The following is a 24,582-nucleotide window of genomic DNA, read 5'->3' as shown; positions in this document are numbered from 1 at the left end:
CGGCATGCCTGAGTGCCCCTGACGGGTTGAACCGTCAGTGTTTACCAGGTCAGAAGCTCGACAACTCAGACGTCGTAGTACAGCTCGAACTCGTGCGGGTGCGGGCGCAGGCGGATCGGGTCGATCTCGTTCTCGCGCTTGTAGGCGATCCAGGTCTCGATCAGGTCCGGCGTGAACACGCCGCCCTCCAGCAGGTACTCGTGGTCGGCCTCCAGGGCCGCCAGCACCTCCGACAGCGAGCCCGGGACCTGCGGGATGTTGCGGGCCTCCTCGGGGGGAAGCTCGTAGAGGTCCTTGTCGACCGGCTCGAGCGGCTCGATCTTGTTGCGGATGCCGTCGATGCCCGCCATCAGCTGGGCGGCGAAGGCGAAGTACGGGTTGCAGGACGGGTCGGGAACCCGGAACTCGACGCGCTTGGCCTTCGGGTTGGAACCCGTGATCGGGATGCGGATGCACGCCGAGCGGTTGCGCTGGGAGTAGACCAGGTTGACCGGGGCCTCGTAGCCGGGCACCAGGCGGTGGTAGGAGTTGACCGTCGGGTTGGTGAACGCCAGCAGCGAGGGCGCGTGCTTGAGCAGGCCGCCGATGTAGTAGCGGGCGGTGTCCGACAGGCCCGCGTAGCCGACCTCGTCGTAGAAGATCGGCTCGCCGTCCTTCCAGAGCGACTGGTGGCAGTGCATGCCGGAGCCGTTGTCACCGAAGATCGGCTTGGGCATGAAGGTGACCGTGTGGCCGTGCTCCAGAGCCGTGCTCTTGACGATGTACTTGTACAGCATCATCGTGTCGGCGGCCTTCAACAGCGTGTTGAACCGGAAGTCGATCTCCGCCTGGCCGGCCGTGCCCACCTCGTGGTGCTGCATCTCGACCTCGACGCCGGAGTCGATGAGCCTGCGGACCATCTCCGAGCGCAGGTCGGTGAAGTGGTCCATCGGGGGCACCGGGAAGTAGCCACCCTTGAAGCGCGGCTTGTAGCCGAGGTTGCCGCCGTCCTGGGCCTTGCCGCTGTTCCAGGCGCCCTCGATCGAGTCGATGTGGTAGTAGCTCGAATGGGCGTTGGTCTCGAAGCGCACGTCGTCGAAGATGTAGAACTCGGCCTCGGGGCCGAAGTAGACCGTGTCGGCGATGCCGGTGCCCTTGAGGTACTCCTCGGCCTTACGGGCCACGTTGCGCGGGTCGCGGCTGTAGGCCTCGCCGGTCAGCGGGTCGTGCACGAAGAAGTTGATGTTCAGCGTCTTGTGCTGCCGGAACGGGTCGAGCACGGCCGTGGAGGGGTCGGGCAGCAGCAGCATGTCCGACTCGTGGATGGCCTGGAAACCGCGGATCGACGAGCCGTCGAACATCAGGCCGTCGGTGAAGACGGAGGCTCCGAAGTTCTCCGAGGGGAACGTGAAGTGGTGCGTCGTTCCCGGCAGGTCGGTGAACCTGACGTCAACGAACTGGACCCCCTCGTCCTTGATGAACGTCAGGACGTCGTCGGCGGAGTTGAACACTCTAACCTCCCATGGGGCACGGGCCATCACACCGAACGTATGCCTGGGCCGTTACCGTGCCGTGTCTCGTTTGTTTCACCCGTGTTAAGCGAACGTCGCTTCCACGCTAGTGCTCAGGCCCGGCCTGGGCGGGTATGGCGCGTCTTTCCTTTACGGGAGTTTCACGTCCCTGACTGCAGCACCGAGCACTCCTGCGGCCCCTCCTCCTCCAGGGAGTAGGGGTCCACCGGCGGGGCGGTGACGTCCACCTTCGTGTCGGGTGCCGAGTCGGGGTAGAACGGGTGGACGAACCCGTCGTCGACGTCGCACCGCGCCGGGGCGCTGCCCCCGACGTTCCACCGGCTCACCCAGAAGCGCAGCTCGCCCCGGTCCCTCTCGTCCTTCCACGCCTCCAGCCTGCCGGTGCTGTGCACGACGAGCCTCGTCAGGGTCTCCGGTCGTCCCGGCCGGCGGATCGCGTACACGAACAGGTAGTTGACCTTGACCCGGACGCCCCTGAGGCCGTCCTCCCTGAAGACCGAGAGCCCGCTTCTGCCGTGGACCTTGACGACGTCGCCGACGAGCTCGGAGCTCCCGGGGGCCAGGCTGGTCACCCAGTTCCGGCTGTGGTAATCCCCCTTGGGGGAGGGGTGGTCGAGGCCCTTGACGAACGGCCCGCGCTGCTCGGGGTCCAGCAGGCGGATCAGCTTCTTCGGCCTGCCGCCCAGGAGCACCGCGCGGTTCAGGTGGGAGGCCACCAGCATGTCCTTGGCCCGCCGTACGGCCGCGGCCACCTCCTTGCGGCTCAACCCGCCCATCGCCTTCGCCCGCGGCATGACCAGGCCCTTGACCCCGTCGGCGTACGCGGCGGCGGGCGAGCCCGCGAAGGGGGTGTCCGTCCCCGAGGCCCCTGCCCCGAGGCCCGCCTCCGCCCTGCCCGTCCCGCCGTCCGGGCGGCCGGAGCCCGAGAACCCCCCGAAGACACCGGCGCGGAACCGGTCGACGACATCGGGACGGTAGGTGACGAACGCCCCGGCGGCCACGACCAGGGCCGTCGCGACGGCCACCCTCCTCCAGCGCCTCCGGGTACGCAGGGAGCGCCGGAAGCGCTGCGGGCGCGTCCTCTCCCGTGCGGCGCTCCTGCGCATCCGCCTGCGTTCCCGCTCGGAGATCTGGGCCGTGAGCGCGGTGAAACGCTCGTCGATGTCGTCGGTCTCGGACACGGGGTCTCTCCGGGGGGAAGGCGCGGTGGGACACCAATGATCTATGACCAGGACCGGGTCGCGACAGCCGGTCCGGGCGGATACGGGGGCGGCGGCCGGGGCGGCTACCGTTGAGGTCATGAGCAGCAAGCAGCCCCGGTGGACCCAGACCTGGCTCGGCGGCGTCAGATCGGCCGGGATCGACCTCGGGCACCCGGGGGAGCGGCTCGGGCTGCCCCAGGAGGGCCCCGGCGCGGTGGCCGGGTTCGGCCGCAGGATCGCCGCCCTGCTGATCGACTGGCTGATCTGCACCTGGGCCATCAGCCGGGGGCTGCTGGGGATCGACCCCACCCGGCAGGGGTGGGTGCCGGTGGCGATCCTCGCGATCGAGTACCTCCTGCTGGTCGGCACCATGGGAATGACCTTCGGGATGCGCCTGCTCAGGATCAGGGTCGCGGCGCTCGGCGGCGGGCAGCCGGGCTTCGTCGCCGTCCTGGCCCGGACCTTCCTGCTCTGCCTGGCCGTACCGGCCCTGATCTGGGACCGCGACCAGCGCGGCCTGCACGACCGTGCGGCGAACACCGTGGTCGTACGCCTCTGACCGGCGCCTCCGACCGGTCTCGCGCCCGCCGGATCCGGTGCCGCCCGCCCGGTTCCTCCGCCCGCCGGTTCCGTCCCGCGCCCGTTTCCACGATCATCGTCGCGACCGATTCCTTTTCCGCACCGCGGCCGTCACACCGTCGGCGGCCGCGCCGCCGGAACCCCGAGCGGGAGGGAAGACGTGATGATCGAGGACGGGACGGCGCCGGAACGGACCGAGGACGCCGCGGTCCTGGCCGCCGCGCCGGCGGGTGACGAGACGGCGTTCGGCGCGCTCGCCGAGAGGTACCGGCGGGAGCTGCGGGTGCACTGCTACCGCATGCTCGGCTCCCTGGAGGAGTCGGAGGACCTGGTGCAGGAGACCTTCCTGCGTGCCTGGCGGCGCAGGGAGACCTTCGAGGGACGCTCGACGTTCCGGGCGTGGCTGTACCGGATCGCGACCAACGCCTGCCTGGACCACCTCGACCGCCACCCGCGCCGCCCCCGCCCGCGCGGGACGCCGGTGCTGGCCACCCCCGGCGTGCCCTCGCCGCCAGCGACCGAGGTCTTCTGGCTGCGCCCCTACCCCGACCGGTTGCTGGAGCCCGCGGCCCCGGCCGACGCCGGACCCGACGCCGAGGTGGTCGCCAAGGAGACGATCGAGCTGGCGTTCCTGGCCGCCGTCCAGCACCTGCCACCCCGGCAGCGGGCGGTGCTGATCCTGCGCGACGTGCTCGGCTGGCCGGCGCCGGAGACCGCCACGCTGCTGGAGGTGAGCGTCGCGGCGGTGAAGAGCGCCCTGCAGCGGGCACGGGCGACGATGCGGGAGCACCTGCCCGCGCGGAGGCTGGACTGGGCGCCGTCCACCGATCCGACCGCGGAGGAACGCGCGGCCCTGCGGCGCTACATCGACGCGGTCGAACAGGCCGACCCCGCCGTTCTGGCCTCGGTGCTGCGCGCGGACGCCTGGCAGACGATGCCGCCCGCGCCCATCTGGATCCTGGGCGGGAACGCGATCGTCGAGGCCTGGCGCGACGCCATGGTCGGCCCGGACGCGTGGGGCGACTGGCGCGTCCTGCCCACCCGCGCCAACCGCCAGCCCGCCGCGGCGGCCTACCTGCGGCGTCCCGGCGAGTCCGGCTACCACGGCTCCTGGCTGGGGGTCCTGCGGGTCGAGGACGGGCTGGTGACCGAGATCACGACGTTCGGCCCCGAGCTCTTCCCGGCCTTCGGCCTGCCCGCGTCCCTGTGACCGCGCGTCCCCGGCGTCCTTGCGGCGATTCCTTTCGCGGCCCGTGGCCGTCACAACGACCACCTGCCGTACAGGAAGCCGTACAGGAAAGAGGATCGACCATGAACGATGTGCAGAAGCTCGTCCAGGAGGCCGCCGACAGGCTCGTGGAGACCGGCGCCGAGCGGGGCCTTCAGGTCGCCGCCTACCGGGACGGGGAACAGGTGGTCGACGTCGTCGCGGGCGTCGCCGACCCGGCCACCGGGCGTCCGGTGACCCCGGACACCCTCTTCTACAGTGCCTCGACGGGCAAGGGCGTCACCGCGACCGTGATCCACGTGCTCGTGGAGCGGGGCGTTCTCGGCTACGACACGCCGATCGCCGAGCTGTGGCCGGAGTTCGGCGCCCACGGCAAGGACCGCGCCACGGTGCGGCACGCCCTGACCCACTCGGCGGGCGTGCCGGGCGTGCCGGTCGACACCACACCGGAGGACCTGTGCGACCGGGAGGGGATGTGCGCGGCGATCGCCGCGGCCGTGCCCTGGTGGGAGCCGGGAACCCGCACCGGCTACCACGCCCAGTCGTACGGGTACATCCTCGGCGAGGTCGTCCGCCGGGCGACCGGCACGCCGATCTCGCACGTCCTGCGACAGGAGGTGGCGGGCCCGCTGGGGGTGGCGGACGAGCTGTTCTTCGGCGTGCCCGCGTCCGAGCTGGGCCGCCTGGCCCCGCTGGAGGACCCGCCCGGCGAGGCGCGCGGGGAGATGCCCGCCGAGCTGCTCGCGAGCATCCCGTTCTTCAGGGTCGTGGACGGCTACACGGCGGCGCCGACGGCCGCGATGCCCGACGCCGCCCTCGGCAACCGCGCCGACGTGCTGACCTCCGACATCCCGGCGGGCGGCACCATGTCCGCCCGCGCCGTGGCCCGCATGTACGCCGCCCTGCTGACGGAGGTGGACGGGGTCCGGCTGGTCCCGGCGCGGCGGCTGCGGGAGATCACCGCCGTGGCGGTCGCCGGCGTGGACGAGATCATCGGCCGCCCGGTCCGCAGAGGTCTCGGGTACGCCCTGGGCGCCACCGAGCGGCTCGACGCCCCGACCCTGTTCGGCATGGCCGGAAGCGGCGGATCGGCCGCCTACGCCGACACGGCCACCGGGACCGCCGTCGCGGTGACCAAGAACATGGTCCGCGGCGGGGACTTCGGCACCTTCGACGCTTTGGCCGGGATCGTCCTGGAGGCCGCGAAGAGCCGCTAGGAGCCGGGAGCCCGCTCGCAGGTGAAGATCGCCGTTCCCGGCAGGAGGCGGCCGCGCAGCGGGCTCCAGCCGCCCCACTCCCGGTCGTGACCGGCCGGCCACTCCGGCTCGGTCAGGCCGCGCACGGTCAGCCCCGAGGCCGTGATCAGGGCGATCCAGTCGCCCATCGTGCGATGGTGCTCGACATAGGACGGCCGGCCGTCCTCGCCGATCTCCACGTACGGGGAACGGTCGAAGTAGGACCGGTCGCTGGTGAGCCCGGCGGGGCCGGGGTCGTCGGGGAAGGCCCAGCGGACCGGATGGCTGACCGAGAACACCAGGCGCCCTCCGGGCCGCAGCACCCGGCGGACCTCGGCCAGCACGGCTCCGGCGTCGGCCACGAACGGCAGCGCCCCGAACGCCGAGCAGGCCACGTCGAAGACCTCGTCCGCGAACGGCAGGACCTCCGCGTCCGCCTGGAGCACCGGCAGGGCGGGACCGGAGCCGGAGCCCAGGTCGATCCGCCGGGAGTGCTGAAGCTGGCGGAAGGACAGGTCGAAGGCGGCCACCCTGGCGCCGCGACCGGCCAGCCAGCGCCCGCACTGCCCGGCGCCGCAGCCGATCTCCAGGACGTCCCTGCCCTCCACCTCGCCCAGCAGGCGCGCGTCGGCCTCGTCCAGCCCCTCCGGACACCAGACGAACCCCGCGTCGCGCAGGAACTCCCCGTGCTCCGCCTGGTACTCGTCGGCGGCGCCGTCCCACCAGCCGCGGTTGGCGCGGGAGGTGGTCGTGGCGTCCACCCCCTGGCGGCCCACCCCGGCGAGGGACATCAGCGCATCTTCGGGCGGGGCATCTTCGCGCCACGCGGCAGCGGGCCCTTGGGCATCGGCATCGTCTGCGGAAGCGCCTTGAGCCGGTTGTTGATCTCGTAGACGGCGGGCTTCTTGAGGTTGCGGGGCAGCTTCATCAGGTGGCGCTGCAGCTTCGCCAGCGGGATCTGCCCCTCGCCGTCACCGGACTGCACGTCGTAGACGGGCACGTCCAGCGCGACCCGCTGGACGCGCTTCTTCTCGGCGACGAGCATCCTCTGCACGCGGTTGCCGGGCCCCTCGGAGACCAGGACGATCCCGGGGTAGCCGACCACGCGGTGCACGATGTCCTGGTCGCGGGTGACCGCGACGGCCGGGGTGACCTCCCAGTTGCCGCGCATGCTCTGCAGGATCGCGGCGGCGGCGCCCGTCTGGCCGTGCAGCATGGAGTACTGCGCCCGCTGGGCGAGCTGGCCGAACACCACGAGCCCCACGGTCAGGGCCAGCATGACCCCGAGGACGAACAGGTACCACCAGCCCGTGACCAGGCCGATCACCACGAACAGGACGAGCGTGCCCAGCGCGGAGGCGTAGACGATCGGCATCCCCTTGGGGTTGGCCTGCTTGATGATCCCCGCGATCATGCGGAGCTGCTTGATGCGCCCCGGGCGCTCTGAGTCTTCGGGCTTCTTGGCCATGTTCTGAAGGATACAAATCCAGGGCTCAAGAAGTGAAAACGTGACCTGCGGGCCGTGCCCTCCGGCGGCGCCCCGGCCCTGTCCCGGCCCTACTCGGGCACGGTGACGGTCGCGGACAGGCGCCGGTCGGCGACGCTGCGTCCCACCTCGACGGTGTGCTCCCCCGGTACGGTCCGCCACCCCCGCTCCCCCCAGACCTGGAAGGCGCGTTCGGGCAGGTAGACCGTGGTGATCACGGTCTGTCCCGGGGCCGCGTCGACGGCCGAGAAGCCCGCCAGGACCCGGGCGGGCCGGCGCGGGTCCTCCTCGGGCGGCGCGAGGTAGAACTGGACGATCTCCCGCCCGGGGCGGGTGCCGGTGTTGGTCACCGCGACCGTCACGGTGGTCCCGGTGACGGCGACGGAGTCGTAGGACCAGGTGGTGTAGCCCAGTCCGTGGCCGAACCAGAAGGCCGGGACGCGACCGGTCCGCTCCCAGGCGCGGTACCCGACGAGGGGACCCTCCCGGTACGCGAGCTCACCGCCCGACGGCGTCACGTCCAGGACGGGCACGTCGGCCTCGCGCAGCGGCCAGGTGGTGGGCAGCCGCCCACCGGGCTCGGCGTCGCCGGACAGCACGTCGGCCAGGGCGGCACCCGCCTCCTGCCCGGGGAACCACGTCAGCAGGACGGCGGGGACCTCCTCCAGCCAGGGCATCAGGACCGGTGAACCGGCGTTGACCACCACGATCGTGCGGGGATTGGCCCGGGCGACCCGGGTGATCAGCTCGTCCTGCCGGCCGGGCAGGGCGAGGCCGGTGCGGTCGAACCCCTCGCTCTCCACCTCCGGCGTGGTGGAGGCGATCACGACGGCCACGTCGGCCCCGGCGGCCGTCGCGACCGCCTCGGCGATCGTCGCGTCGTCGCCGGGGGAGGGGTCGGCGTGCCCCAGGGAGAACGCGACGAACGCCATGCCACGGGACGCCGTCGTGAGGTGACGGGCGCGCAACTCGACCGGGACGCCCGAGGCGAGGGCGAGGGTCATCCGCTGCTCCGGAGGCGACAGGAACGCCGTCGCCGGGTCGTCGCCCGGAGGCGAGACGAGCCCGTCGAAGACCACCTCGCCGCCGATCACGACGGTGAACGCTCCCGTCCCCACCAGGGAGAACGCGTGCGAGCCGGTCACGTCCGGGGTGTAGGCGCCACGGATCTCGACGGCCGCCAGCCGGTCGGTGTCGACGTCGGAGGGCAGCCGGCCGACCCAGCGGGCCTCGGCGTCGGCCAGCGGGTGCTCCGCCAGGGACGCGCCCTCGGCGTCCAGGAAGACCGCGCTGCAGGGCACGGCGAGCGTCGCCAGCCGGATCCGGGGGTCGGTGCCCGGCGCGTGGCGGACCTCGACGTCCCCGCGCCCGCGTAGCCCGTCCAGGGGCGAGACGATCCGGTCGGGGTAGACCTGGGCGCTGCCGCCCCCCATGATCCGCGCCTCGGCGGCGGCGGACCCGATCAGCGCCACGCTCCGCACGCCCGTCAGCGGCAGCAGGCCGCCCTCGTTGCGCAGCAGGGTGAACGAGCGCGCGGCCACCTCCCTGGCCAGCGCCACCCCGTCGACGGGGACGTCCTCGCCCGCCGGGAGGACCGTCGCGACCCCGGCCCCCGCCCCGGTCCCGGCCCGGGTTCCGGCCTCGGTCCCGGCCCCGTTCCCAGCTCCGGTGCCGACCGCGACCCCGGTTCCGGCCTCGCCGCCGGGCTCCGGAGCCGGGCGCAGGGCGCCGACCCGCAGGGCCAGGCGCAGCACCCGGCGGACCTGGTCGTCGACGACCTCCTCGGCCACCCGGCCCTCGCGGACCGCGGCCTCCAGCTTCGCGCCCCAGGGACCGTACGGGCCCGGCATGGCCACGTCGAGCCCGCCGGTGGCCGTCGCCTCGGTGGAGCGGGCGGCCGTCCAGTCCGAGACGACGAGGCCGTCGAAGCCCCACTCGTCCTTGAGCAGGTCGCGCTGGAGCGCCCGGTGCTCGGTCATCGTGGTCCCGTTGACCGCGTTGTAGGCGGACATCAGCCCCCAGGCGCCGGCCCGCACCACCCGCTCGAAGGGGGCCAGGTACACCTCCCGCAGCGTCGCCTCGTCGACCGTGACGTTCACCGTGAACCGCTCGGTCTCGGAGTCGTTGGCCACGAAGTGCTTGGGCGTGGTGGCCACGCCGCCCCGCTGGACGCCCTCGACGTAGGCGGCGCCGATCTCACCCGTCAGGTACGGGTCCTCGGAGAAGCACTCGAAGTGCCGGCCGCCCAGGGGACTGCGGTGCAGGTTGAGCGTCGGGGCCAGCAGCACGTGCACGCCCTTGCGCCGCGCCTCCTGGGCGAGCAGCCGCCCGGCCCTGCGGACCAGCTCCACGTCCCAGGTCGCGGCGAGCGCGGTGGGACTGGGCAGCGCGATCGAGGGGTCGCCGGGCGACCACCGCTCACCCCGGACGCCGATCGGGCCGTCGCTCATCACCAGCGGGTCGAGCCCGATCTGCGGGAGCGCGGGCAGAGACCACATGTCGGTCCCGGTCAGAAGGCGCACCTTGGTGCCCAGGTCGAGCTTTCCGATCAACGCTTCGATGTCCACGCGGACAGTCTCGCCCGCCGGGCCGTGCGGCCGACAGGGCCGCCGGTGACAGCTTTACGAAAGAACGCCGGAAGCGGGCCCGGGGGACGCGGAGCGGGCCCGGGGGCACGGACGACCTCTCGGCCAGGGCGAACCCCTCCGCGCGGGAGCGCTCCGGGGCCCGGCCCCGTGAGGGACCGGGCGGCGGGCTCAGGCGTGCTGGCGGGCCTCGACGGCCTGCTTGTACAGGCGGCCGGCCCGGTAGGAGGAGCGCACCAGCGGCCCGGACAGGACGCCGGCGAAACCGATGGCCTCGGCCTCGGCCTGCAGCTCCACGAACTCCTGCGGCTTGACCCAGCGGTCCACCGGGTGGTGGCGCGGGGTGGGGCGCAGGTACTGGGTGACGGTCAGCAGGTCGCACCCGGCCTCGTGCAGGTCGCGCATGGCCTGGACGACCTCCTCGCGCTCCTCGCCCATGCCGAGGATCAGGTTGGACTTGGTCACCAGACCGGCCTGCCGGGCCTTGGTGATCACTCCCAGCGAGCGGTCGTAGCGGAACGCGGGCCGGATCCGCTTGAAGATCCGCGGCACGGTCTCGACGTTGTGCGCGAACACCTCGGGCTTGGCGGAGAAGACCTCCTCCAGCTGGGCCTGGTCGCCGTTGAAGTCGGGGACCAGCAGCTCGACGCCGCAGCCGGGCAGGAGCGCGTGGATCTGCCGCGCGGTCTCGGCGTACAGCCACGCCCCGCCGTCGGGCAGGTCGTCGCGGGCGACACCGGTCACGGTCGCGTAGTTCAGGCCCATCTGGCGGACCGAGTCGGCCACCCGGCGCGGCTCGTCGGTGTCGTACTCCTTGGGCTTGCCGGTGTCGATCTGGCAGAAGTCACAGCGCCGGGTGCACTGGTCGCCGCCGATGAGGAAGGTGGCCTCGCGGTCCTCCCAGCACTCGGAGATGTTGGGGCAGCCGGCCTCCTGGCAGACCGTGTGCAGTCCCTCGCGTTTGACCAGCGCGCGCAGCTCGGTGTGGTTCGGGCCGGCCCTGAACCGAGTCTTGATCCACTCGGGCTTCTTCTCGATGGGGGTCTCGGCGTTGCGGACCTCCAGGCGGAGGAGTTTGCGGCCTTCGGGGGAGACGGTCATGCGAGCTCCTTCATCGGTCGCGGGACCGAGGTGGTGCACATCGAGGTGCGGTACATGTCCTCACGCTCGCTCACCCCTCCAGCTTATGTCCCGCCGCAGGCTGCGGCCGCCCCGGGCCGGTGCCCCGGGCCCACCTCGACCGGCCCCGGGTCAGCGCCGGAACAGGTCCTCCTCGGGCAGCTCGAAGGACCGCGCCCCCAGCGCCTCCGCCAGGTGCTTCTCGGCGTACGGCAGGACCTCGTCCACCACGATGCGGCGGCCGGTCTCGGCCGAGAGCGAGGAGACCCCGGCGTCACTGATCCCGCACGGGATGATCCGGTTGTACCAGCTCGGGTCGTTGGAGCAGTTCAGGGCGAACCCGTGCATCGTCACGCCGCCCGTCACCCGGATGCCGATCGCCCCGACCTTCCTGTCGGGCAGGCCGTGCGAGGGGTCGCCGGCCACCCAGACGCCGCCGCGTCCCTCCACCCGGCCCGCCTGCACCCCGAAGTCGGCGCAGACGTGCACCAGGGTCTCCTCCAGGAGCCTCACGTAGGCGTTCACGTCGAGCGGGCCGCCGAGCCTGACGATCGGGTAGCCGACGAGCTGGCCGGGACCGTGCCAGGTGATGCGGCCGCCCCGGTCGACCTCGACGACCGGGGTGCCGTCGGAGGGCCGCTCGTGCGGCGCGGTGCGCCTGCCCGCCGTGTAGACCGGCGCGTGTTCGAGCATCAGGCAGGTGTCGGGAATCTCGTCGGCCACCCGGCGGGCGTGGATGCGCCGCTGAAGATCCCATGCCTGCTCATAGGGGAAGTCAACGCCAAGACGGACGATCGCCAGGTCACTCACGGCTCAAGAGTAGTTGACCCGTTCGTGGTCATGGTGTGAGAAGCCGAGGCTCGATGCGGAACTCCTTGGCGCCGCCCGACCCGTCGTGCTCGACCCGGTAGGCGTGGCCTCCCGGGCGCACGCTGACGGCCTGGATGAACTCGGTGCCCACGTAGTGCAGCGCGACGCCCTCGTCGGCGGCGTACCCCATGGGCAGCTCGCCCGAGGCCACCGAGGCGTGCAGCAGCTCGCGCCGCTGGGGGTCGGAGTCGTAGTGGACGCCGCACGCGTAGGGGAGCAGGCCCAGGCCGTCGGACCAGGCCCGCAGCTCGGGGCCGAAGGAGTCGGTGTTGCCGCCCACGTGCCAGCACAGCGCCCCGGCGCTCTGCCCGCTCAGCACCACCCCCGCCCGCCAGGCCTCCTCGAAGATCTCGTCCAGGCCGTGCAGCCGCCACAGGGCCGCCAGGTTGGCCACGCTGCCGCCGCTGACGTAGACGACGTCCTGGCCGAGGACCCACTCGCGCGGGTCCTCGATGTTGGGCATCGGGAAGAGGGACAGGTGACTGACCTCGACGTCCCAGTCGCGGAAGGCGCCGTACATCTTCAGCAGCCACTCGGAGTCGTCGCCGGTGGCGGTGGCCAGCAGGCCCAGCCGGGGCCGGTCCTGGCCGCTCAGGTCCAGGGCGTACCGGAGCAGCGGGCTCGCCTCGATGGATCCGTGGCGGGCGGACGGGCGGAACGAGCCGCCCCCGATCGCGACGATGTGCGAATGCCCGGGCCTGCCCATGTCGATCTCCCAGTGATGTCCGGTGGTCGGAACAGGGACCCTAGAGTACGGCGGCCAGTGCCTCGTCGAGACGCTTATGCCGGAACGGGTAACCGGCGTCGAGCAGGCGGCGCGGGAGCACCCGCTGGCCGGTCAGCACGCCCTCGTCGGCGAACTCGCCGAGCAGCGCCCGCAGCGCGAACCCCGGCACGGCCAGCGGCATCGTGGGCCGGTGCAGGGCCGCCCCGAGGACCTTCGTGAACTCCGCGTTGGTGACCGGCTCGGGCGCCGTCAGGTTCACCGGGCCGGTGATCTCCGGGTTCGCGAGGACGTACCGCACGGCGAGCACCCAGTCGTCGAGGGAGATCCACGACCAGTACTGCCGGCCCGACCCCAGCGGGGCGCCCAGGGCGGCCCTGAAGACCGGCAGGATCCGGGCGAGCATGCCCCCTTCCGGGGTCAGCACCAGGCCGGTGCGCAGGTGCACCACCCGCAGGCCAGCCTCCTCGGCCGGGGCCGTCTCCGCCTCCCACGGCACCACGACCTCGCGCGCGAGGAACCCCTCGCCGGCGGGGGCGGTCTCGTCCACCGCCCGGTCCCCGGTGTCGCCGTAGAAGCCGACCGCCGAGGCCGACAGCAGCGTGGCGGGCCCCTTCCGCGGGCCGAGGCCGGCCAGGGCGGCCGCCAGGGTCCGGGTCCCCTCGACCCTGCTGCGGACCACCTCGCCCTTGTGCTCGTCGCTCCAGCGCCTGTCCTCGATGCCCACGCCCGCGAGGTGGATCACCGCGTCGGCGCCCTCCAGGACCGCCGGGTCCAGAACCCCCTTGGCCGGGTTCCAGAAGGCCTCCTCGTCGCCGCGCGGCACCCGCCGTACCAGACGGACCACCCTGGCGCCGTCGTCCCGCAGGGCCTTGACCAGGGCCGTGCCCAGCAGGCCCGAGGAGCCGGTCATGATGATCGTCATAGCGTCCAATGTAATCGACCTCCACGAGGCTCTTCGGGAGGCGGGCGCCGTCCGGATTCGCGTCGCGGCCGGTGGATCGGCGCCGTCCGCCGGGGCGGGCACCGGCCGGTGCGGAGACCGCGACCGGGGCCGGGCCGGTGCGGAGACCGCGACCGGGGCCGGGCCGGGGCGGGACCGCGACCGGGGCCGGGCCGGGGCGGGACCGCGACCGGGGCCGGGCCGGGAGAGGGGCAAGGGCCGCGCACCGCCTCCGGGGGCGGCCCCGGTGGGAAAACGCGCGAGGGCCGGTCCGCGACGTCGCGGACCGGCCCCCGGGGAGCGGAGAAGACTAGCCGCCCAGGCCCAGCTGGTTCTCGAAGCGGCCCTCCTCCAGGCGACGCTTGATCGTCGTCAGGAAGCGGGCGGCGTCGGCGCCGTCGACCAGGCGGTGGTCGTAGCTGAGCGCCAGGTACATCATCGAGCGGACCGCGATGACCTCGCCGTCGGGGGTGTCCAGGACCACCGGGCGCTTGACGATCGCGCCGGTGCCCAGCATGCCGACCTGCGGCTGGTTGAGGATCGGGGTGTCGAACAGCGCGCCGCGGCTGCCGGTGTTGGTCAGCGTGAACGTGCCGCCGGTGAGCTCGTCCGGGCTCACCTTGTTGGTACGGGTGCGCTCGGCGAGGTCGGCGATCTTACGGGCCAGCCCGGCGATGTTGAGGTCGCCCGAGTCCTTGATCACCGGGACGATCAGGCCGCGCTCGGTGTCCGTCGCGAAGGCCAGGTGCTCGGTGTCGAAGTAGGTGACCTCGTTGGTCTCGCTGTTGATCGTGGCGTTCAGCTTCGGGTGCTGCTTGAGCGCCTCGATCGTGGCCAGGGCGAAGAACGGCGTGAACGAGAGCTTGACGCCCTCGCGCCGCTGGAACTCGGCCTTGGCCGTCTCGCGCAGTCGCGCGATCTTGGTGACGTCGACCTCGACCACGCTGGTGAGCTGGGCCGAGACCTGCAGCGACTCGACCATGCGCTTGGCGATGGTCTGGCGCAGCCGCGACATCTTCTCGGTACGCCCGCGCAGCGTGGTGTCCACCGCGACCGGCTCGGGAGCCTGCGCCGGGGCGGCCTGCGCCTGGCCGGCCGGGGCCTGGGCGGCGGCCTGCGGGGCCGGGGTCTCGGCCGCGGCGGCCTGCTCGCGACGGGAGCGGGCGGCCTCCAGGACGTCCTGCTTGCGGATGCGCCCGCCGACACCGGTGCCGGTCAGCGACTCCAGTTCCACGCCGTGCTCGCCGGCGAGCTTGCGCACCAGCGGGGTCACGTACGGGCTGTCGCCCGAGGACGGCGCGGCCTGCTCGGCGGCCGGCGCCGCGATCGGGGACGGCGGGGCGGCCGGCGAGGCCTGGACGGCCTGGGCCGGCTCCTGCCGCTGCGGCTCCTGCTGGGCCGGCGCCTGCTGGGCGGGAGCCTGCTGCTGCGCGGGCGCCTGGGCCTGCTGCTGCGGGGCCTGCTGCTGGGCGGGTGCCTGCTGCGGGGCGGGCTGCGGGATGGAGGAGGCGGGCTGCGCCTGCTGCTGCGGGGCCTGCTGCGGCTCCGGCTCGGGCTCGGGCTCCGGCTCGGGGGCCGGCTCCTGCGTCTGCTGCGAGGCCGCCCCCTCGGTGCCGTTCTCGTCGATGACGGCCAGCTCGGCGCCGACCTCGACGGTCTCGTCCTCGGCCACCACGATCTTGGTGAGGATACCCGCGGCCGGGGAGGGGATCTCGGTGTCCACCTTGTCGGTGGACACCTCGAGGAGCGGCTCGTCGGCCTCTACACGCTCGCCCTCCTTCTTCAGCCAGCGGGTGACGGTGCCCTCCGTGACGCTCTCACCGAGCTGGGGCATCTGTACGGACTTCGGCATGGGTTGTCTTCTCTCGCGTTCCGAGTGAGGGCTTACGTTTAGTTGTGGACGTGGAGGGGCTTGCCGGCCATCGCCAGCATCGCCTCGCCGACGGCCTCGGACTGGGTCGGGTGCGCGTGGATCAGCTGCGCCACCTCGGAGGGCAGGGCCTCCCAGTTGTAGATCAGCTGTCCCTCGGTCACGAGCTCACCGATGCGGCGGCCGACCATGTGCACGCCGAGGACGGGGCCGTCCTTCGCCGAGATGATCTTGACCGCGCCCTGGGTCTGCAGGATCTGGCTCTTGGGGTTGCCCGCGAGGTCGTAGGTGAACTCGACGATCTCGTGGCCGCGCTCCCTGGCCTGCGCGGAGGTGATGCCGACCGAGGCGACCTCGGGGTCGGAGTAGGTGATCCGCGGCACGCCGTCGTAGTCGATCGGCACCGGGTTCAGGCCGGCGATGTGCTCGGCCACCAGGATGCCCTCGGCGAAGCCGGCGTGGGCGAGCTGCAGGGTCGGGATGAGGTCGCCGACCGCGTACACGCCGGGCACGCTGGTCTGGCAGAACTCGTTCACCGTGACGGTGCCGCGCTCGATCGCGACGCCCGCCTCCTCGAAGCCCAGGCCCGACGAGACCGCGCCGCGGCCGACCGCGACGAGCAGCAGCTCGGCCTCCAGCGTCTTGCCGTTGGCCAGGCTGACGACCACGCCGGTGTCGGTGGTCTTGACGCCCTCGAAGAAGACGCCGAGCTCCTGCTTGATGCCGCGGCGCCGGAAGGCGCGCTCGATCAGCTTGGAGCTGGACTCCTCCTCCAGCGGGAGCAGGTGGGGCAGGCCCTCGACGATCGTCACCTCGGAGCCGAAGGAGCGCCAGACGCTGGCGAACTCCACGCCGATGACGCCGCCGCCCAGGACGACCACGGAGCCGGGCACCCGGTCGAGCCTGAGCGCGTGCTCGCTGGTGATGATCCGCTCACCGTCGATCTCCAGGCCGGGCAGCGTCCTGGGCGCGGAGCCGGTCGCCAGCACGATGTTGCGGCCCTCGTAGACGTCGGAGCCCACCGTCACCCGGTTCGGGCCCGCGAGACGGCCCTCGCCCTCGACGATCGTGATGCCCTTGCCCTTGAGAAGGCCCTGCACGCCCTTCCAGGCGCGGTTGACGATCTTGTCCTTGAAGGCGTGCACCGCGGGCACGTCGATGCCCTCGAACTTCGCCCTCACGCCGTAGGTCGCGCTTTCCCGGGTCTCGTCGGCGACCTCCGCGGAGTGCAGAAGCGCCTTGGTGGGGATGCACCCCCGGTGCAGGCAGGTGCCGCCGATCTTGTCCTTCTCGATCAGCACGACCGTCTTGCCCAGCTCGGCCGCCCGCAGAGCGCAGGCATAGCCACCGCTGCCGCCACCCAGGACGACGATGTCGTACGGGCCGCTGCCATCAGCCACAGGAAAGCTCCTTGTCGGATCGGAATGCCGTGTTCATCGTGTTCGTCGTGTGCACGGTCGCGCCCCTCCCGGACCCCGTCCGGCCGCGCGGATCGCCGATCGCATCCGCACCGCCGCCTGACCCGGCTCGGCGCCGTGCCGGGGAGCGCCCTTGGCCCGGCCCCGGCAACCGCATCTTTTCATTTGTCCACATCGCCCGTGACCCGCTTGCGCGGCCACGAGGGCCCGAGGGGGCCGGCGAGCAGCGTGTGGGGGTCACTCGCCCGCGTGACGCTCGGCCAGGCCCACCAGCGTCCGGGTGATCGCCCCGGTGCCGCCCTTGGGCGTGTACCCGTGCGGCTCACCCTTGTTGAAACCGGGACCGGCCATGTCAATGTGTGCCCAACGGACTCCGTCCGGCACGAATTCCCGCAGGAAGATGGCGGCCGTGAGCATGCCGCCGAAACGCTCGGGGTGCAGGTTGGCGATGTCGGCCACGGGGGAGTCGAGCCCCTTGCGGAGCTCGTCGGGCAGCGGCATGGGCCAGGCGCCCTCGCCCTGCTCGGCCGCGACCTCGACCACCTCGGCGCGCAGCGCGTCGTCGTTGCCCATGACGCCCGCCGTCCGCCAGCCCAGCGCGACGATCTGCGCGCCGGTGAGCGTGGCCACGTCGACGATCACGTCGGGCTCGTCCTGGGCGGCGCGGGCGATGCCGTCGATCAGCACCAGGCGGCCCTCGGCGTCGGTGTCGAGCACCTCGACGGTCTTGCCGGAGAAGCTGGTGAACACGTCGGAGGGGCGCTGCGCGGTGCCGCTCGGCATGTTCTCGGCCAGGCAGAGGTAGCCCACGGCGTTGACCTTCAGCCCCAGCCGGGCGATCGCCAGGAGCGCGCCGAGGACCGCTCCGGCGCCTCCCATGTCCGACTTCATCCAGTCCATCGCGGTCGTCGGCTTGAGCGACAGGCCGCCGGAGTCGAAGGTGATGCCCTTGCCGACGTAGGCGAGCCTCGTGCCGGCCTCGGGGTGGCTGTAGGCCAGGCGGACCAGGCGGGGCGGGTTGACCGACCCCTGGCCGACGGCGACGATGCCGCCGTAGCCGCCCTCCTTGAGCGCGGTCTCGTCCAGGACCTCCACCGACAGGCCGGCCTCGGTGCCCAGCCGCTCGGCGATCTCGGCGAAACGGGCCGGCCACAGGTGCGAGGGCGGGGTGTTGACCAGGTCGCGGACGAGCGAGACCGACTCGGCCAGGGTGGTGGCGCGCTCGATCGCGGCCTGGGCCCCCTCGGCGTCGCTCAGCACGGTCAGCTCGGCGACCGGCGCGCTCTGCTCGCCGGTGGTGCGGTACCGGGTGAAGGCGTAGGCGCCGAGCAGGCCGCCCAGGGCGACGGCGCCGGCGGCGGCGCCGGTCGCGGCGGGCAGGGCCAGCGCCACGCGGCCGGTTCCGGCCAGGGCGCGGACGGCGGTGCCCGCGGCCCGGCGCAGCACCTCGGCGTCGTGGCCCGCCCCGTCGGCGGGGGCCTCACCCAGGCCGACGGCGACCAGCAGGGGAGCGGTCAGCGCGCCGAAGGTGGGGATCTTGGAGATCTCGCCCGGCGCGCCCTTGGCGCCCATGCCGGCGAGCGTGGTGGCCAGCCTGCCGCCGAGCGCTTCGTCGAGGCCCTCGGCCCCGGGCGCGGCGATCAGGCCGTCCGGCCCGGTGTGCACTCCGACGACCAGCGCGTCGGAGTCGAACGAGACAGCGTTGTCAGTTGGGTTCAGCCGCACAGTGGTCACGTAGGCCGATGCTAGTAGGGCTTTCACGGTACGCATAAACGAGGGTTCGTCCTACGAATTCTATCGCACGATGGTGCTGTTCGGGGTGGCACCATCCGGGGTGATGATGCTAATGTCGATAGCATCATGCTGATCAGATTAGATCTGAACGACCCCCGGCCGCTGCACGAGCAGGTGGCCGAGGCGATCAGGCGCGCCGTCGCCGAGGGGTCCTACGCGCCGGGGGACCGTCTCCCGCCGGCGCGGGACGTGGCCGCCGCGCTGGGGATCAACGCCAACACGGTGCTGCGCGCCCTGCGGGACCTGCGCGACGAGGGCGTGCTGGAGTTCCGGCGGGGACGCGGCGTGAGCGTCCTCAACCGCCCCGACCCGCGCAGCGTCATCGAGGAGAAACTGCGCTCCCTGCTCGCCGAGGCGGTCCAGTACGGCTACCGCCACGACGACGTCATCGAGCTCATCAGGGAACTGTCGTGACCGGGCCACGGGCCCGGTCCATGAAGGGAATGATCGATATGAACCTGCGAGCCCGTTTCCTGGCCGTGGCCGTGGGCTGGTCCGTGCTGGTGGCCGTCGTGCTGGTGGCCGCGCCGCTGATGCTGCGCGATCGGCTGCCGGACCCGCTCGCCACCCACTGGGGCCTCTCCGGCGGCCCCGACCGTTCCACGCCGTTCGCCGCCTTCCTGCTGTTCCAGGTGGTCGTGTGGGTGGTGATGGCGGGCGTGGTCGTCGTGTCGGCCCTCGTCGGCAGCCGGTCGATCAGGCGCAGGAGCGGCCGTATGGGCCTCGGCGCCCTGCTGGGCGGTGGCGGCCTGTTCCTCCTGGGCATCGAGGCCCTCACGCTGGCCGTCAACCTGGACGCCCCCGTCTGGTGGCGGGCCGGCCCCCTGGGGTGGGGCGCGCTGATCGCGGTCCTCGGGCTGGTGGCGGGCGGCTGGCTCGGCGCCATCGCCGCCAGGCCGGGGCCCGACGAGGTGCCGGAGGCGTCCGCCGGGGTGCGGCGGCTGTCGCTGGGAGCCGACCAGCGCGCGGTCTGGGTCTCCTCGGTGAGCAACGTCCCGCTGGTGGCCCTCGGCGGATCGCTGCTGGCCGCCGGGGCCGGGTGCGCCGTGTTCGCCCTGCTCGGCGGCGAGAGCACCCTGTGGAGCATGGCGGGCACCCTGATCTTCGTGGGGCTGGTGGGCATGGTCTTCAGCTCGGTGCGGGTGCAGGTCACCGAGGAGGGCATAGTGCTCTTCTACGGGCCGTTGCGCCTGCCCCGGTGGCGCGTCCCGATCCGGCGGGTGGAGCGGGCCTGGTCGGAGGAGCGGTTCCCCTCCGGTGTCGGCGGCTGGGGCATCCGCGGCCTGCCGGGGGCGACCACGGTCATGCTCCGCGGCGGGGAGTGCCTCGTGCTGGGCTACGTCTCCGGTGGCCGGCTCGCCATCTCGATCGACGACGCCGAGAACGGCGCGGCTCTGATCAACACCCTCGTCGCCAGGGAGTCCACGGGGCCCGGCGCGCGCTGACCCCCTTCCGGGGCCCTCCCCGGCACCTCCCGGTATCCATCAGCACCCCCGTCCCCCGCATACCCCCGACACCTCTTCCGGCGTCCCCGACACTTCTCCCACCGCTTTCCAGCGCTTCTCCCGGCGTCCTCGGCACCCGTCCTGCTCCGGCACCGCCTGTCCCGACACCTCCCGCCGTCCCAGACGCCCGCCCTTCGATGTCCGTTCGGTTCCCCTCGGTGCCCGCTCGCCACTCGTTCCCGTGCTTTGGCGCCCGATCTGTACCGTCCCTCCACACCCGAAGGTGGTCCCATGCTCCGTCGTCTTCCCGATCTGTGGCTGTTCCTGCTCGTCGCGTTCGGCCTGTCCTGGTTGTTCGTCCTCCCCCTCTGGTCCGCGGACACGCTGACCGGCGCCCCCCTGTTCTTCGTGACGGCGCTGGCGATGATGTTCACACCGACGCTCGGCGTCCTCGCCGTCCTGGCGCGCGCCAGGCGGCTCGGGCGCCCCGGCACCACCTGGCGTGAATGGGCCGGGCGGACCGGGCTGGGGCTGGGATACCGGCGGGGGCGGACGATCGCGCTCTTCGCCCTGGGGTGGTTCGGCATCCCCGTCCTGGTCGTCGTGGCGATCGCGCTCAGCGTCGCCCTGGGCCTGCTCTCCCTCGACCTGCACGGTCTGAGCCTTTTCCAGGGGACCATGGCGGCCTCCGTCACGGGGCCGCTCGCGATGGACTCCGCGACCCTGGTGGCGGTGCAGCTCGCGGCTATGGTCCTGATCGCTCCGCTGATCAACTCGATCGCGGCCTTCGGGGAGGAGTGGGGATGGCGCGGGTGGCTCCTGCCGCGTCTGGCGCCGCTCGGCACCTGGCGGGCGCTTCTGGTGTCCGGGGTGATCTGGGGGGTCTGGCACTTCCCGCTCACCCTGCGCGGATACAACTACCCCGACCTGGGCGCGTGGGCGGGGCCGATGTTCGTCATCTTCTGTGTGGCCTTCGGCGCGCTGCTCGGCTGGCTCCGGCTGTACTCCGGGAGCGTCTGGCCGGCGGTCGTCGGGCACGGATCGCTGAACGCCTCGGCCGGCATGATCATGCTCGTCGGTGACGCGGCCGACCCGCCCGTTCTCGCGATCGCGGGGATCACGGGCCTGGTCGGGTCCGTGCTGCTGGTCGTGGTCTCGGCTCTGCTGTTCAAGAGCCTTCCCGCCGAGGCACCCGTTCCGGCCGCCCCGCCTGCCCACCCGGCGTCTTCCCACCCGTCCTGAGGGGGAGGACGATCGGTGGCCTGTGGCCAGTCGTCGATGACCGGTGTTCGGTGACCGCCGTCCTGGGGGGCCGGCCGGTGGTCGGTGACCGATCACCGGTCGAGGATGCTCGCGACCTCAGGTCGCGAGCACCGTGCACGCCAGCAGCGTCGCAGCGGTGGCGGTCTCGACGAGGGCGCCGAGCACGTCACCGGTCACGCCGCCCAGTCGCCGCACGGCCCGGCGTCCTACCACCCAGGCCGCCAGCAGGCCCACCGCCACGGCGAGGGGAAGACCCCAGGGGGCGAGGAACGGCCCGAGACCCGCCGTGAGGCCATAGTCCACGAGGAAGTTCCCCTCGGGGGCGAAACTGACGTAACCCACGTAATCCCGGTCGCCGTCTCCGAAGGAGGGGGAGGCGTACCCGCCCAGGACACCGAGGTCGTGAATCCAGGCCAGTGCCGTCGTTCCCGCGAGCGTCAGCACGGTCACGACCAGTACGGCGCCCCAACGGACGGTGCCCGCGACCATCGCGCCCAAGCCGTCGGGGCGGGCGGGCGGGACGCCGGTCCGGCAGGCCCAGGTGAGGGCGAGGCGTCCGGCCGCGCAGGCCACGACCAGGGTGATCGGCCCCGTTCCCGCCCGGATCGTCTCGTGCAGGGCGGTCACCTGGATCAGCAGGGTGAAGATCAGCGTGACCACCCCGAACGGGCCGATGTCCGACCGCTTCATGATCTCCAGAGCCCGATCGGCGGGTTTCCCGCTGCCCAGCCCGTCGGCGAGGTCGGCCAGCCCGTCGAGGTGAAGTCCCCGGCTGAGCAGCGCCACGGTCGCCACCGCCAGGACCGACGCCGGGAGCGGGGTCATCGCCGCCCACAGCGAGATCGTCAACACCAGCGCTGCCACGAGCCCGATCACCACCCCGACCAGCGGGGCGACCACCATCGCGACGCCTCCGGCCCGGCGGTCGACCACGCCGGGCCGGACCGGGAACACGCTCAGCGTGCCGACCGAGAGACGGATTCCGTCGGCCGTCGTCGAGGGCCTGTCCGGAGGCGCCGGCGATTCCGGAGGCGCCGGCGATTCCGGGGACGTGGGCGGTTCCGGGGACGTGGGCGGTTCCGGAGGCGTGGGGGGTGCCGGAGGCACGGGGGGCTGAGGTGGCACGGGGGGCTGCGGAGGTGCGGGGAGCTCGGGGGAGGCGGGCGGTTCCAGAGGTGTCGGAGGCCTCTCCGAAGAGGGGGGCTCGGGCATGACCGGTGATCCTAGTCTGCCCCTGTCGCACCTCGGCGGATCCGGTCCGAGATGACCGGTGCCGGGTTCGGTCCGGGCCGACGGGTATCGGGTTCGGTTTGAGATGAGCAGGTGGTGGACTCGGTTCGGGACACGACGGGGGCGGAGACGACAGGTGGTGGACTCGGTTCAGGGCGCGACGGGTGGCGGATTCGACAGGGGAGCCGTTGTCGGGTTCAGCCGAGGAGGCGACCGGCGACGACGAGGCCGACGTCCTCCGACTCCACGGACAGGCGCTGGTTCAGGCGGCCGAGGGCGTCTCGGAACATCCGGCCGCTGGAGGTGGAGGGCACCACGCCGAGACCGACCTCGTCGGAGACCGCCACGACCCGGACACGGGTCTGCCGCCAGGCCGCCACCAGCTCGTCACACCGGGCCGCGACCGCGTCGAGGCCGTCCCCGCCCGACCAGGCCCCGCACTCGTCGAAGACGGCGGTGATCCAGGTGCCGAGCCCGTCGATCAGCAGCGGGCTCGTCGCGGACCGCAACGCCTCGGCCAGATCGGTGGTCTCGGCGGTCCTCCAGTGGGCGGGCCTGCGGTCGCGGTGCGCGCGGACGCGGCGCGACCACTCGGGGTCGCCGTCCCCGGACGGCCCGGTCGCGATGTAGAGGACGTCGGGTTCGGCCGCGAGCCGGAGTTCGGCCTCCGCCGACTTGCCGGATCGGCTCCCCCCGAGCAGCAGGGTCCGCCGAGGTGGGGCGGGAAGGACGGGCGGGAGCTCACGAAGGTCGATGACCGTGCCGTCCACCACGACGCGCACTCCCCACAGCGCGGCTCTGCGGTCCAGCTCCGCCTCCGTCGGCACCCGGTGGTCGACGTCGACGGCCACCACGTGTGTCCGCTCGTCCAGCAGGCCCCGGCGCCTCAGGTCCCCCAGCCGTTCGGGCCGATCGAGCACGTCCACCAGAACCATGTCCAGCCCGCGCCCCGGACCGGGGGTCCGGACTTCCACACCCCCCGCGCCTTGTGCGTCATCCCCGGTCCGGGTCCCTACGGCCTCCATCGCCTTTACGGCTTCCCCTGCCTCCACGGCCTGTGCGGCCGCGTACAGGACGCGTCGGCCGTTCGGTGTGGTGACGGTGAGGCCGTCGGGGCCGGACCGGACGTGATGGCCGGGCGGGAGCGGACCGGTGGGTGGCAGGACGGGAATGTGGGGCGACGGGTTGTCGTCGTGGGAGGCGGCGTCGCCGAGCAGTACGCGGGTGCGGCGCCGGCCGGGGGTGACGCGGGCACACGAGGCGCACCCGCACCCCGGGGCGGGCCAGCCCGCCGTACTCGCCGTACCGGAGATCAGGACCTTCACACCCGGTCTCCCGTCAGGTCGAAGAGGTCGGGGCCTCCACCGGAGGCGGAGGCGATGGACAGCCGCAGCGTACGGGGGCGCCGCGCACGCCCTTGTGGCGGAGGGGGCGGAGGAGACGGGGGAGGGGGACGGGTTCTGTGATCGTTTGCCCGTACCGGAAGCCGGAAGGCGTGGCCGAAACCGCGATCACGTTTCCAGGTCCGGGGGGCGCGAAGAGCGGGTGTGAAACAGCGGGACACGAAGATCGGGTATGTGGGGCAAGGGTGTGTGGAGAGCCGGTGCGCGGAGAACGGGCACGGGTTCGTGATCACGCCTCCACGCCCGTGGGCGGCTCGGAGAGGTAGGGTTCGCTGAGCCGACGAGGGGCAACGGCGAGACCCGCGAGAAGGAGCTGTGGCATGACGTGGCGCTGGCGTTACGAAAACGCGAACGGTGGCGAGCTGGTCGAGGGCGTGACGCCGTCCGACACGTTCCCCAGCCAGGCCGACGCCGAGTCGTGGCTCGGTGAGAGCTGGCGCGAGCTGCTGGACGCCGGGGTCGAGAAGGTCACCCTGCTCGAAGGCGAGCGCGTCGAGTACGAGGGAATGTCGCTGCGTCCAGAGTGAACCCGTCCGGACCTCGGTGAAGCGAAGCGAAGGCGAATCGGGGCGAGGGTGAACGGCGGTGTTGCCGGCGCGCGGGGTGTCGCGCGCCCGGCCCCCCCCCCGGGCCCGGGCCCCCCGGCCCGGGGCGGACCCCCGGCACCTCCCCCCCCG

At 72.7% G+C, this 24,582-nt stretch carries 21 protein-coding genes; 7 read left to right on the top strand and 14 right to left on the bottom strand.

Translation table 11 applies throughout. The annotated features are described in order from the left end of the window. Positions 1 to 65: 65 nt before the first annotated feature. Together glnA and ACLQ2R_RS10485 are read right to left on the bottom strand one after the other, a co-directional pair. Entirely contained in the window at positions 66 to 1,490 is a 1,425-nt protein-coding gene (gene glnA / locus ACLQ2R_RS10490; RefSeq protein ID WP_386232472.1) for a type I glutamate--ammonia ligase, read from the bottom strand. Between the two features lie 161 nt (positions 1,491 to 1,651). After that, positions 1,652 to 2,692, bottom strand: coding sequence for a hypothetical protein (locus ACLQ2R_RS10485; RefSeq protein ID WP_425959191.1), 1,041 nt, complete (start codon positions 2,690 to 2,692; stop codon positions 1,652 to 1,654). 118 nt (positions 2,693 to 2,810) lie between these two features. Here ACLQ2R_RS10485 and ACLQ2R_RS10480 point away from each other — a divergent pair, with 118 nt between their 5' ends. From ACLQ2R_RS10480 to ACLQ2R_RS10470, 3 genes are all read left to right on the top strand, one after another. Next, a complete protein-coding gene (locus ACLQ2R_RS10480) occupies positions 2,811 to 3,272 on the top strand; it encodes an RDD family protein (protein WP_425959190.1) in 462 nt (153 codons plus the stop codon). A 183-nt stretch (positions 3,273 to 3,455) separates the two neighbouring features. After that, entirely contained in the window at positions 3,456 to 4,502 is a 1,047-nt protein-coding gene (locus tag ACLQ2R_RS10475; RefSeq protein ID WP_425959666.1) for an RNA polymerase subunit sigma-70, read from the top strand. A gap of 101 nt (positions 4,503 to 4,603) precedes the next feature. Continuing rightward, positions 4,604 to 5,737: a serine hydrolase domain-containing protein gene (locus ACLQ2R_RS10470; protein WP_425959189.1), complete on the top strand. Its 1,134-nt coding sequence runs from the start codon at positions 4,604 to 4,606 to the stop codon at positions 5,735 to 5,737. On the opposite strand, the gene ACLQ2R_RS10465 is transcribed toward ACLQ2R_RS10470, so the two are convergent. The 10 genes from ACLQ2R_RS10465 to ACLQ2R_RS10420 form a co-directional block, all read right to left on the bottom strand. Next, entirely contained in the window at positions 5,734 to 6,546 is an 813-nt protein-coding gene (locus ACLQ2R_RS10465; RefSeq protein WP_425959188.1) for a class I SAM-dependent methyltransferase, read from the bottom strand. The two genes, ACLQ2R_RS10470 and ACLQ2R_RS10465, sit on opposite strands and share 4 nt — an antisense overlap. After that, a complete protein-coding gene (locus ACLQ2R_RS10460; RefSeq protein WP_386232488.1) occupies positions 6,546 to 7,223 on the bottom strand; it encodes a DUF4191 domain-containing protein in 678 nt (225 codons plus the stop codon). The genes ACLQ2R_RS10465 and ACLQ2R_RS10460 overlap by 1 nt, the downstream gene beginning before the upstream one ends. Positions 7,224 to 7,312: 89 nt before the next feature. Continuing rightward, on the bottom strand, positions 7,313 to 9,808 hold the full coding sequence (locus ACLQ2R_RS10455; RefSeq protein ID WP_425959187.1) for a beta-glucosidase: 2,496 nt from the start codon (positions 9,806 to 9,808) through the stop codon (positions 7,313 to 7,315). Between the two features lie 189 nt (positions 9,809 to 9,997). After that, complete coding sequence (gene lipA, locus ACLQ2R_RS10450) at positions 9,998 to 10,927, bottom strand: lipoyl synthase (protein ID WP_425959186.1); 930 nt, start codon at positions 10,925 to 10,927, stop codon at positions 9,998 to 10,000. Between the two features lie 150 nt (positions 10,928 to 11,077). Then, the gene (gene lipB / locus ACLQ2R_RS10445; RefSeq protein ID WP_425959185.1) at positions 11,078 to 11,755 is read right to left on the bottom strand and encodes a lipoyl(octanoyl) transferase LipB; all 678 of its coding nucleotides are present in this window, start codon (positions 11,753 to 11,755) and stop codon (positions 11,078 to 11,080) included. Between the two features lie 28 nt (positions 11,756 to 11,783). Further along, entirely contained in the window at positions 11,784 to 12,521 is a 738-nt protein-coding gene (locus ACLQ2R_RS10440) for a Type 1 glutamine amidotransferase-like domain-containing protein (protein WP_386232498.1), read from the bottom strand. A gap of 40 nt (positions 12,522 to 12,561) precedes the next feature. Continuing rightward, positions 12,562 to 13,464 (bottom strand): TIGR01777 family oxidoreductase, encoded by a 903-nt coding sequence (locus ACLQ2R_RS10435; RefSeq protein ID WP_425959184.1) that lies wholly within the window; start codon positions 13,462 to 13,464, stop codon positions 12,562 to 12,564. Between the two features lie 328 nt (positions 13,465 to 13,792). Next, positions 13,793 to 15,334, bottom strand: a complete 1,542-nt coding sequence (gene sucB / locus ACLQ2R_RS10430; protein ID WP_425959183.1) for a 2-oxoglutarate dehydrogenase, E2 component, dihydrolipoamide succinyltransferase — start codon at positions 15,332 to 15,334, stop codon at positions 13,793 to 13,795. 38 nt (positions 15,335 to 15,372) lie between these two features. Beyond that, on the bottom strand, positions 15,373 to 16,752 hold the full coding sequence (gene lpdA, locus ACLQ2R_RS10425; protein WP_425959182.1) for a dihydrolipoyl dehydrogenase: 1,380 nt from the start codon (positions 16,750 to 16,752) through the stop codon (positions 15,373 to 15,375). 255 nt (positions 16,753 to 17,007) lie between these two features. Beyond that, entirely contained in the window at positions 17,008 to 18,540 is a 1,533-nt protein-coding gene (locus tag ACLQ2R_RS10420) for a leucyl aminopeptidase (protein ID WP_425959181.1), read from the bottom strand. Between the two features lie 90 nt (positions 18,541 to 18,630). On the opposite strand from ACLQ2R_RS10420, the gene ACLQ2R_RS10415 reads away from it, so the two are divergent. The 3 genes from ACLQ2R_RS10415 to ACLQ2R_RS10405 all read left to right on the top strand — a co-directional run bounded on the left by ACLQ2R_RS10415 (position 18,631) and on the right by ACLQ2R_RS10405 (position 21,251). Beyond that, a complete protein-coding gene (locus ACLQ2R_RS10415) occupies positions 18,631 to 18,978 on the top strand; it encodes a GntR family transcriptional regulator (RefSeq protein WP_425959180.1) in 348 nt (115 codons plus the stop codon). Between the two features lie 38 nt (positions 18,979 to 19,016). Beyond that, on the top strand, positions 19,017 to 20,009 hold the full coding sequence (locus ACLQ2R_RS10410) for a DUF1648 domain-containing protein (protein WP_425959179.1): 993 nt from the start codon (positions 19,017 to 19,019) through the stop codon (positions 20,007 to 20,009). Between the two features lie 291 nt (positions 20,010 to 20,300). Next, a complete protein-coding gene (locus ACLQ2R_RS10405; protein ID WP_425959178.1) occupies positions 20,301 to 21,251 on the top strand; it encodes a CPBP family intramembrane glutamic endopeptidase in 951 nt (316 codons plus the stop codon). Between the two features lie 117 nt (positions 21,252 to 21,368). Here ACLQ2R_RS10405 and ACLQ2R_RS10400 read toward each other — a convergent pair whose 3' ends face one another. After that, entirely contained in the window at positions 21,369 to 22,226 is an 858-nt protein-coding gene (locus tag ACLQ2R_RS10400) for an adenosylcobinamide-GDP ribazoletransferase (RefSeq protein WP_425959177.1), read from the bottom strand. 473 nt (positions 22,227 to 22,699) lie between these two features. Beyond that, a complete protein-coding gene (locus tag ACLQ2R_RS10395) occupies positions 22,700 to 23,476 on the bottom strand; it encodes a bifunctional adenosylcobinamide kinase/adenosylcobinamide-phosphate guanylyltransferase (RefSeq protein ID WP_425959176.1) in 777 nt (258 codons plus the stop codon). A gap of 749 nt (positions 23,477 to 24,225) precedes the next feature. On the opposite strand from ACLQ2R_RS10395, the gene ACLQ2R_RS10390 reads away from it, so the two are divergent. Further along, positions 24,226 to 24,432 carry a hypothetical protein gene (locus ACLQ2R_RS10390; RefSeq protein ID WP_362814343.1) on the top strand — a complete coding sequence of 69 codons (207 nt, stop codon included), beginning with the start codon at positions 24,226 to 24,228 and terminating at the stop codon, positions 24,430 to 24,432. The last annotated feature ends 150 nt before the right edge of the window (positions 24,433 to 24,582 follow it).

Source organism: Streptosporangium sp. DT93 (genome assembly GCF_049844535.1).
GTDB lineage: Bacteria > Actinomycetota > Actinomycetes > Streptosporangiales > Streptosporangiaceae > Streptosporangium.
This window is presented reverse-complemented; position numbering and strand designations above follow the sequence as displayed.